This window comes from Rahnella sp. ChDrAdgB13 (assembly GCF_017655185.1).
In the GTDB taxonomy this organism is placed as follows: Bacteria; Pseudomonadota; Gammaproteobacteria; order Enterobacterales; family Enterobacteriaceae; genus Rahnella; species Rahnella contaminans.
Map to the genome: position 1 here is coordinate 74,728 of NZ_JAEMGT010000008.1, position 9,468 is coordinate 84,195.

Sequence of the window (9,468 nt, forward strand, 5' to 3'; positions counted from 1 at the left end):
GCGTTTTTATTGCCTGAAAGGCTCAGAAGCTGAAAGCAGATAAACTCATCAGAATGCCAAGGAACAGCACCAGTCCGACATAGTTGTTCTGGCGAAAAGCCAGGAAACAGGCGTCACGCTCGCGTTTAGCAATCAGCTTTTGCTGATGCACAAACAGCGCAGCGGCCAGCAGCAGCGACCAGTAGAACGGCGCGCCAAGCTGGGAAAGATGGCCGACAATGCCCATCAGTATTAACGTCGCCAGTTGCAGCAGGCCGATAATCAGCGTGTCAAAACGACCGAACAGAATCGCTGTCGATTTCACACCGATTTTCAAATCATCATCGCGGTCAACCATGGCGTATTGCGTGTCGTACGCAACCGTCCAGCAGATATTAGCGGCAAACATCAGCCAACAGCTGAGCGGTACGCTTTCACTCACCGCCGCGTACGCCATCGGAATGGCCCAGCCAAACGCCGCGCCTAAAACGACCTGAGGCAAATGGCTGACCCGCTTCATAAACGGATAAATCCATGCCAGCGCCAGCCCGGCAAGAGACAGCAAAATCGTCATGCGGTTAAGCAGCAGAACCAGCAGGAACGAAACCAGCACCAGCCCGGCAAAAAGCATTTTCGCCTGCTTACCGGAAATCGCACCGCTTGGCAGCGGACGGTTCGCGGTACGTTTGACATGACCGTCAAATTTACGGTCGGCGTAGTCATTCACCACGCAACCGGCTGCGCGCATAAAAAACACGCCCAGCACGAAAACCAGCAAAATTTTTGCCGAAGGCATTCCGCCACCGGCCACCCAGAGCGCCCATAATGTGGGCCACAGCAGCAACAGCGAGCCGATCGGTTTATCAATACGCATCAGGCGGCAGTAATCACGCCATGTGCCCTGAGTCATACTTCCTGACACTCTCTGCTCTCCTTGTTGATTAGTCTGGCTCATGCCTTACTCACTTTGCCCTCGGGGCGATGTACCGGCGAGTCTGGCAGGAAAATTTCAGTCAGCAGCAGGGGTTTATCTGACAAACGCAGGCGGGAACGACGTGCCCATAAGTCACCATTTTCACTCTGCAATTGCCCTAAATGAATGTAATCGCGGGTCAGGTTATTGCCGCTGAAAAGATAGCGTCCAAGCGGGACGGTGCCTAAATCAACCAGCGCCAGATCCGGTCCGGTCAGCGTTTCTTCAGGGATGACCGTGCGGCCCAGCAGCCAGGGTTCGGCATCGCCAAACAACACAATTTCGCGGATCCAGTAACGGGCACTTTCAGGTAACTGCTGCGCTTCACTTTCACCCAGTTCCCCCCGGCTGACAAAACATTCGTTTTGTGGCTTTACGGTGACGGTAACACCCTGCTTTTCAAACCGGCGGGTCATGGATCCCATTTCCATCAGCCAGTCGGCAACATCCGCAGGGACCTGCGAAGGGTCGTCAAACCAGTGGATTGGGGATTGTTCAGAGGAATGGGAATCAGACATCAACGGCTCCGTAATGAAGGTATTCATACCTCCAATGAATTATCTGCCCCGCATTCTAGCGCATGAATGCGGGTCAGTAATGGCCTGTTTTATTCGCGACGCAGACGTTCGCCGTTTGCCAGGAACAGCGTTACGACCAGCACGAGGATCGCACAGGCGTAAACCAGCGTGTCATAAGGACTTTTATGGTCGACGATAATCAGGCGGATAATTGCGGTGATACCGATATAAATAAAATAGCGCAGCGGAAAGTGATAACCCGAGGAAAAGTATTTGATAATCAGCGCAATAAACTCGAAATAGAGGAAGTAAATCACAATCCCCTCTATCAGCAGATACGACGAAGACTGGTCGTTATTAACGAACAATACCATCGCCAGATGATAGGTTTCGCGCCCGATAAAAATCATCAGGATCGCGGCCAGTCCCAATAAGAAAACGTTCAAGATTCGCTGCATAATGACGGATATCATCATTGCGCGTTTTGATCCTGCCATGTGATCTACATCCCACTTTTGTTATGAATACCCGCAGAATACCACAGAGTCTGTGCCGGAAAAGCGGCATTAAAAAGGGCCAGCCCGTTGAGGCTAACCCTTTTATTTAGAAATATTTCGACCTGTCCCTCTAAATCATTGGGGCTGGATCAAGGCGGCAAGGGAACGAAGCCCCGGGAGCTTACATACGTAAGTGACCGGGGTGAGTTCACGCAGCCAACGCTGAAACAACCTGAAGGATGACGAGGGATTAGCGCCAGTTCTTGAAGCGGTTAATCAGGCCATTGGTCGAGCTGTCGTGGCCGGTCACATCTTCGCTGCCTTCCAGTTCAGGAAGAATACGGTTCGCCAGTTGTTTACCCAGTTCCACACCCCATTGGTCGAAGGTGTAGATGTTCAGGATTGCACCCTGAGTAAAGATTTTGTGCTCATACATCGCAATCAACGCACCCAGGCTGTAAGGCGTGATTTCACGCAGCAGGATAGAGTTGGTCGGACGGTTGCCTTCGAACACTTTGAACGGCGCAACGTGTTTAACGTCTTCCGGTTTTTTACCCTGATCGGCGAATTCTTTCTCGACGACGTCCAGAGATTTACCGAATGCCAGCGCTTCCGTCTGTGCAAAGAAGTTAGACAACAGTTTCGCGTGGTGATCGCTTAGCGGATTATGGCTGATAGCTGGCGCGATGAAGTCACAAGGGATGATTTTGGTACCCTGGTGGATCAACTGGTAAAACGCATGCTGACCGTTAGTACCCGGCTCGCCCCAGATGATCGGGCCAGTCTGGTAATCCACCGGATTGCCGTTACGGTCAACGAACTTACCGTTTGATTCCATGTTGCCTTGCTGGAAGTAAGCAGCAAAGCGGTGCATGTACTGGTCGTATGGCAGGATAGCTTCAGTTTCGGTGCCGAAGAAATCGTTGTACCAGATGCCGATCAGCGCCAGCAGAACCGGCAGGTTTTTCTCTGCCGGAGTATTGGCGAAGTGTTTATCCATCGCGTGAGCGCCGCTCAGCAGTTGTTCGAAGTTATCAAAACCAACGGACAGGGCGATAGACAGACCGATTGCGGACCACAGTGAATAACGGCCGCCGACCCAGTCCCAGAACTCGAACATGTTGTCGGTGTCGATACCAAATTCACTCACCGCTTTACCGTTGGTCGATAGTGCCGCGAAGTGTTTCGCTACATGCTTATCGTCGCCCGCGGTTTTCAGGAACCAGTCACGCGCGCTGTGGGCGTTGGTCATAGTTTCCTGAGTGGTGAAGGTTTTTGATGCCACCAGGAACAGCGTGGTTTCCGGTGACAAATCTTTCAGCGTTTCGGCGATGTGCGTGCCATCCACGTTGGAGACGAAATGCATATTCAGGTGGTTTTTGTACGGACGCAGTGCCTCAGTCACCATGAACGGGCCAAGGTCTGAACCGCCGATACCAATGTTTACTACATCAGTGATGGCTTTGCCGGTATAACCCTTCCACTCGCCGCCGATAACGCGTTCGGTGAAACCTTTGATTTTCGCCAGAACCGCGTTGACTTCCGGCATCACATCTTTGCCGTCCACGACGATTGGCGTGTTGCTGCGGTTACGCAGGGCAACGTGCAGCACCGCGCGGTCTTCAGTACGGTTGATCTTCTCGCCAGAGAACATCGATTTGATGGCGCCCTGAAGGTCAGTTTCTTTGGCCAGCGCCTGCAGTTTGTCCAGCGTCTCTGTCGTGATACGGTTTTTAGAGAAGTCGACCAGCATCTGGTCTTCAAACGTGGCAGAGAATTTGGAGAAACGATCACCATCTTCAGCAAACAGATGGCTAATCTGCACATCTTTCATCTTGTCGAAATGCTGCTGCAGGGCTTGCCAGGCAGCGGTCTGAGTTGGATTGATATTTTTCATAGCAATGCTCTTAGGCTGAGAATAAATATGAGGTAACTGTCCCGATTGTATCCTGAAGTTCCCGAGATGAGATGCCTTTTCTTGCGATAGGTCAGATCTGCTAAATCACAATGACAGAGAACAATATTAGATGACAATCGTTCAAAATGTGGCGTTAGCGGCCTGTTGCCGTTGACAGAAAGGCGAGAACCCGTTATTCCTAAGCACCTAACTCGCGCGCGTGTCGCGTGAGCCAGAAGAGGCGCGTCGCCCAGGAAGTGTATCGGAGGAACCGAAATCCTGCGAGGGTACATCAGGGGGAGCGACGCCGAGGTCTGAAGCCTTCGGCAGGCATAAGATCGGCTACAGGGGCTGAATCCCCTGGGTTGTCACCGGGCATCCGTGAGGATGTCGACAAGGTGGAGCGCTTCTGGGTGTATCGTAGCATTTCTACGTCTGCCCCCTCCCCGCTCTCCCCTTGTGCCAATTCTTAGAGTTTATGGAATAGATGGCCGTCTGGTATGACGACCCTGACACGAGGTTTTACATGAATTACGCAGCAACCCGCAACGCCAACCCGCAGCCTCTGGGCAACGTTATCGTCGCCAAATTCGGCGGTACCAGCGTAGCGGATTTCGACGCCATGAATCGCAGCGCAGATATCGTTCTGTCGCGCCCTGAAGTGCGTCTGGTTGTTCTCTCCGCCTCTGCGGGCGTCACCAATTTATTAGTCGAGCTGGCCGAAGGCAAAGAAGCTGAGCGCCGGGCGTTCCTGCTTGATGAAATTCGCCGTATCCAGAATGCCATTATCGACCGTCTGGACAATCCGACGGTGATCCGCGAAGAGCTGGGCCGCATGCTGGAAAACATCGCTATGCTGTCCGAAGCCGCCAGCCTCGCGACATCAACGGCGCTGACCGACGAACTGGTCAGCCACGGCGAGCTGATGTCTACCCTTCTGTTTGTTGAAATCATCCGCCAGCGCAACGTGCCGGTGGAATGGTTCGACGTGCGTAAAATCATGCGCACCAACGATCGTTTTGGTCGTGCAGAACCGGACACACAGACACTGAGCGAGTTAACCGTTTCACAGCTGCAACCGCGCCTGCAGGACGCGCTGGTGATCACGCAGGGCTTTATCGGCTCTGAAGGCAAAGGCCGCACGACCACGCTGGGCCGTGGCGGCAGCGATTACACGGCGGCGTTGCTGGGTGAAGCGCTCAGCGCTGTTCGTGTGGATATCTGGACCGATGTACCGGGGATTTACACCACCGATCCGCGGCTGGTTCCGGCAGCAAAACGCATTGATCGTATCGCTTTCGAAGAAGCCGCTGAAATGGCGACCTTTGGCGCGAAAGTTCTGCACCCGGCCACATTACTGCCTGCGGTACGCCGCGGTATTCCGGTGTTTGTCGGCTCGAGCAAAGACCCATCGGGCGGCGGCACGTTAGTGTGCGATACCACCGACAGTCCGCCGCTGTTCCGCGCAATTGCCCTGCGCCGCCGGCAAACGCTGGTCACGCTGCACAGCCTGAGCATGTTGCATTCACGCGGTTTCCTCGCCGAAGTGTTTGGCATTCTGGCACGTCACAGCATTTCCGTGGATCTTATCACCACGTCAGAAGTCAGCGTGGCGCTGACGCTGGATACCACCGGCTCCACCTCTTCCGATGCCAGCCTGCTGACCACTTCGCTGCTGACAGAATTATCCTCACTGTGCCGCGTGGAAGTGGAAGAAAATCTGGCACTGGTCGCTATTATCGGCAACAAGCTGTCGCAGGCCTGTGGCGTCGGCAAAGAAGTGTTTGGCGTGCTGGATCCGTTCAACATCCGCATGATTTGCTACGGCGCAAGCAGCTACAACCTGTGCTTCCTGGTGCCGGGCAATGATGCCGATCAGGTCGTAAAAACACTACACCGCAACCTATTCGAATAACGACGGGCGCGGTATCTGAAAAGACCGGGCCATGTGCCCGGTCTTTTTTTGTCTGTACCTTTTGCAAAACAACAAAGACAAGGATCATCCTCAATGTTAGCCAAAATAACCCGCCTGTTCCCGCTGTGGGCTGTGCTGTTATCCGTCGCGGCCTATTATTCGCCCGGCACGTTCACCCCGATTGGCCCGCATGTTTCCACCCTGCTGATGCTGATTATGTTCGCGATGGGCGTTACCCTCGAATTCGGTGATTTCAAACGCGTGTTGTCGCGTCCGGGCCCGGTCGCCGCCGCTACTTTTTTGCACTATCTGGTGATGCCGCTGGCCGCCTGGGTGCTGGCGAAACTGTTCCATATGCCACCTGATTTGTCCGCCGGGATGATTTTAGTCGGCAGCGTCGCCAGCGGCACTGCCTCTAACGTGATGATTTACCTCGCCAAAGGTGACGTTGCGCTGTCCGTGACAATTTCTGCCGTCTCTACGCTGGTCGGTGTTTTCGCCACACCGTTGCTGACGCGTCTGTACGTTGATACGCATATCAAAGTGGACGTTGAAGGCATGCTGCTGAGCATTTTGCAGATCGTGGTTATCCCGATTTTAGCGGGTCTGATTATTCATCATCTGTTCACCAAAACCGTGAAACGCATCGAGCCGCTGCTGCCGCTGTTTTCCATGGTGTGTATCGTGGCGATAATCAGCGCCGTCGTGGCCGGCAGTCAGGGCTTTATCGGTTCCGTCGGCCTGATCGTGATTGTGGCGGTGATTTTGCACAACGGCATTGGTCTGCTGAGCGGTTACTGGGGCGGGAAGCTGTTCGGGTTTGACGAAACCACCTGCCGCACGCTGGCGATGGAAGTCGGGATGCAAAACTCAGGCTTAGCGGCGACGCTGGGGAAAATCTATTTCACCCCGCTGGCCGCACTGCCGGGCGCACTGTTCTCGGTCTGGCACAATCTTTCCGGCTCGTTGCTGGCCGGTTACTGGTCGGGTAAACCGGTTAAAAAAGACTGATAAGCCAAAAAAACCGGACGCATCGTTCGCGTCCGGTTCATTGTTTATACCCGCTCCAGAAACTCATACCCGCTTCATATCATCATTATTTTCACGCTGTTCATCTTCCTGCTCATCCTGATCCAGCACGTTATACGCCACCGCACAGAACAACGAGTTAAGACGTTTCATATCACCCAGCAACCCGAGGTGCAGCGAACTGGTTTCGATACTTTGCACGTTATGCTGATGCAGGCGATCGACGTGGGCGTGCGCATAGCGCCGGTCAAGAATACGGAAACGGTGTTTGGAGCGGCGCAGACGACGTGCGCTGGTCAGGTCGTTCGACAGGAAAACCCCCAGACTCAGACGCAGGTTGTCGAGCAATTTCTCATGCAATGCTTCCAGCTCCACCAGCCCTTCCGGTGAAAATGCGCGGCGTGTGGCGTGAGATTTTGCGGTGATATCGCCGGTCATGCGCTCGATAATGTCACCGGCCTGTTCCAGGTTCAGCGCCATTTCGATGATTTCCGCCCAGCGGCGTGAATCGTCTTCGCCCAGCCCTTCTTTGTTGATTTGCGCCAGATACAGTTTGATGGCGGTATACAGCACATCGACATCGTCATCGAGACGCCGTACCTCGCGATCCTGCGCCAGTTTTCCGTGCATTACTTCCCGGTTGAGGATCAGCATATGTTCCACTACATCGCCCATACGCAGGGTTTCGCGGGCGGCATTGGCCAGCGCCAGCGTCGGGGTATCAATCGCGCTGACGTCCAGATGGCGCGGACGCAAACGTGGATCGTCTTCCGGCACATCAGCAATCATCAGCTGACAAATCTTCGCCATCGGCGCGGTCAGCGGCACCATCGCCAGACAACGGATCAGGTTGTAGAACATGTGAAAATAAATGACCAGTTCTTCATCCGGTATGCCCAGACGCGCCAGTTGCACGGAAAGCGGCCCGACAAACGGCAGCACAATCACTAAACCAATGAGTTTGAACAGCGTGCTGCCCAGCGCCACACGGCGACCGGCTGCATTCATTTTACTGGCGTTGATCATCGCCAGCAGCCCGCTGCCAAGGTTTGCGCCAATCACCAGACACAACGACACTTTCAGCGAGATAACGCCGGTCGCCGCAAGCGTTGCCGTCAGTAACACCGCCGCCAGGCTGGAATAACTGATAATGGCAAACACTGCGCCGGTCAGTGCATCCAGCAGCACATCGCCGGTCAGAGAAGAGAATAAAACCTTCACGCCCGACGCCTGCATGATTGGCGTTGCCGCGCCCACAATCAGTTCCAGCGCCAGTAAAATCAGGCCAAGCCCGATACAGACGCGCCCCATCTGCCCGGCGCGGGTTTGTTTACGGCTGAGGAAAAAGGCCACGCCGACGAAAATCAGCAGCGGAGAAAGCCAGGAGAGATCGAAAGTCAGAATACGCGCCATCACGGCGGTCCCGACATCCGCGCCGAGAATAATCACCAGCGCCGGTGCCAGGGCAACCAGCCCCTGCGACACAAACGACGTTACCAGCAGTGCCGTCGCATTACTGCTTTGCACCAGTGCGGTCACGCCAATACCGGCGACAAACGCCAGCGGCTTTTTCTCCACGCTGTTACTCAGAACACGGCGCAGATTGGCGCCAAAAACGCGCATGATGCCGGTACGCACGATGTGCGTCCCCCATACGAGCAAAGAAATAGCAGACAAAAGATGCAAAAGGGTTAACACGAACGAGAAACTCCTGTTATTTCCGGTACCCACCGGTTTGTGTTGGATTCCGATGAATCAGAATATTTGAGCTTTCCTGCTTAACCTGACTCATCATCTGCCACATCTAACTGTAGACTACGCACATTATTGAGGTAAACAAGTCCGTCATACCAAAGCAGATGTTTAGCGTTTTCTCTGTTTTATTATTTAAATCATCAAACTATAGAGACATGAATAACAATTTTCAAAATCCTGTTTGATTAGAAAATTTATTCCCTCTAGACTGCCTGCAAGAAAACACCACTCCTCTTTTTTTCATAAAATAAAAAAAACTAAACAATTAACACGAACACCTAATTCATTAGCATCAAATTCACCTTAAATTCATTTAATGGGCTATTTACAACGTCAACTAATTAATTAACCCTATCAAAGAAAAATAAACATACTTAAATCAGATGGATTTATTTTCAAGGACACGAATATATGAAAGTTAAATTATTGAGCGGAGTGATATCACTTTGCATATTCAATGCCAGTGCCGGTGTAATGAACGAGAACATTGATGTACAGGACTATCGCGACTTCGCGGAAAACCTGGGAAAATATCAGCCTGGCGCCAATAACGTGCAGGTATTTAACCTTGATGGAACCCCTGCGGGGATCCTTCCCTTCTCTCTGCCGGACTTTGCCAGCGCAAGTACTGCGGGCTATGCGACTGTTATCGGGGCTAACTATGTCACCAGCGTGACTCACCTTGGCTGGTTCGAAAATGCCACTTTCGGGACTAACGCTAAATACAGTACACAATATGAGGTCATAAATTATAATAATGACCCGAATGCAGATTTTAATGTCGACCGCTTAAATAAAGTCATTACTGAAGTCGCTCCTGTTGAAATAGTCAAACGGCTTTGTTGAATAAATCGAACTTTTTGCCGTAATCAGGATCAGATCACCACATTCTCGATCCTGTAGCG

8 protein-coding genes and 1 riboswitch are annotated in these 9,468 nt (G+C 52.8%); of the genes, 3 read left to right on the plus strand and 5 right to left on the minus strand.

What is annotated here, in order from left to right:
• Positions 1–22 precede the first annotated feature (22 nt).
• The 4 genes from ubiA to pgi form a co-directional block, all read right to left on the minus strand.
• Entirely contained in the window at positions 23–889 is an 867-nt protein-coding gene (gene ubiA / locus J8X26_RS03880; RefSeq protein ID WP_193333198.1) for a 4-hydroxybenzoate octaprenyltransferase, read from the minus strand.
• A gap of 41 nt (positions 890–930) precedes the next feature.
• The gene (gene ubiC, locus J8X26_RS03885) at positions 931–1,470 is read right to left on the minus strand and encodes a chorismate lyase (RefSeq protein WP_165061223.1); all 540 of its coding nucleotides are present in this window, start codon (positions 1,468–1,470) and stop codon (positions 931–933) included.
• An 89-nt stretch (positions 1,471–1,559) separates the two neighbouring features.
• The gene (gene psiE / locus J8X26_RS03890) at positions 1,560–1,967 is read right to left on the minus strand and encodes a phosphate-starvation-inducible protein PsiE (RefSeq protein ID WP_095924316.1); all 408 of its coding nucleotides are present in this window, start codon (positions 1,965–1,967) and stop codon (positions 1,560–1,562) included.
• 250 nt (positions 1,968–2,217) lie between these two features.
• A complete protein-coding gene (gene pgi, locus J8X26_RS03895) occupies positions 2,218–3,864 on the minus strand; it encodes a glucose-6-phosphate isomerase (RefSeq protein WP_208950210.1) in 1,647 nt (548 codons plus the stop codon).
• Positions 3,865–4,092: 228 nt separating this feature from the next.
• Positions 4,093–4,281, plus strand: a riboswitch (Lysine riboswitch).
• 109 nt (positions 4,282–4,390) lie between these two features.
• On the opposite strand from pgi, the gene lysC reads away from it, so the two are divergent.
• Together lysC and panS are read left to right on the plus strand one after the other, a co-directional pair.
• Positions 4,391–5,779 (plus strand): lysine-sensitive aspartokinase 3, encoded by a 1,389-nt coding sequence (gene lysC / locus J8X26_RS03900; RefSeq protein ID WP_152327440.1) that lies wholly within the window; start codon positions 4,391–4,393, stop codon positions 5,777–5,779.
• A gap of 93 nt (positions 5,780–5,872) precedes the next feature.
• Entirely contained in the window at positions 5,873–6,790 is a 918-nt protein-coding gene (gene panS, locus J8X26_RS03905; RefSeq protein ID WP_152327441.1) for a ketopantoate/pantoate/pantothenate transporter PanS, read from the plus strand.
• Positions 6,791–6,853: 63 nt separating this feature from the next.
• On the opposite strand, the gene J8X26_RS03910 is transcribed toward panS, so the two are convergent.
• Positions 6,854–8,506: a Na/Pi cotransporter family protein gene (locus J8X26_RS03910; protein WP_152327442.1), complete on the minus strand. Its 1,653-nt coding sequence runs from the start codon at positions 8,504–8,506 to the stop codon at positions 6,854–6,856.
• A 468-nt stretch (positions 8,507–8,974) separates the two neighbouring features.
• Between J8X26_RS03910 and J8X26_RS03915 the strand changes: the two genes are divergently transcribed.
• Positions 8,975–9,409, plus strand: coding sequence for a S6 family peptidase (locus J8X26_RS03915; protein ID WP_208950211.1), 435 nt, complete (start codon positions 8,975–8,977; stop codon positions 9,407–9,409).
• The last annotated feature ends 59 nt before the right edge of the window (positions 9,410–9,468 follow it).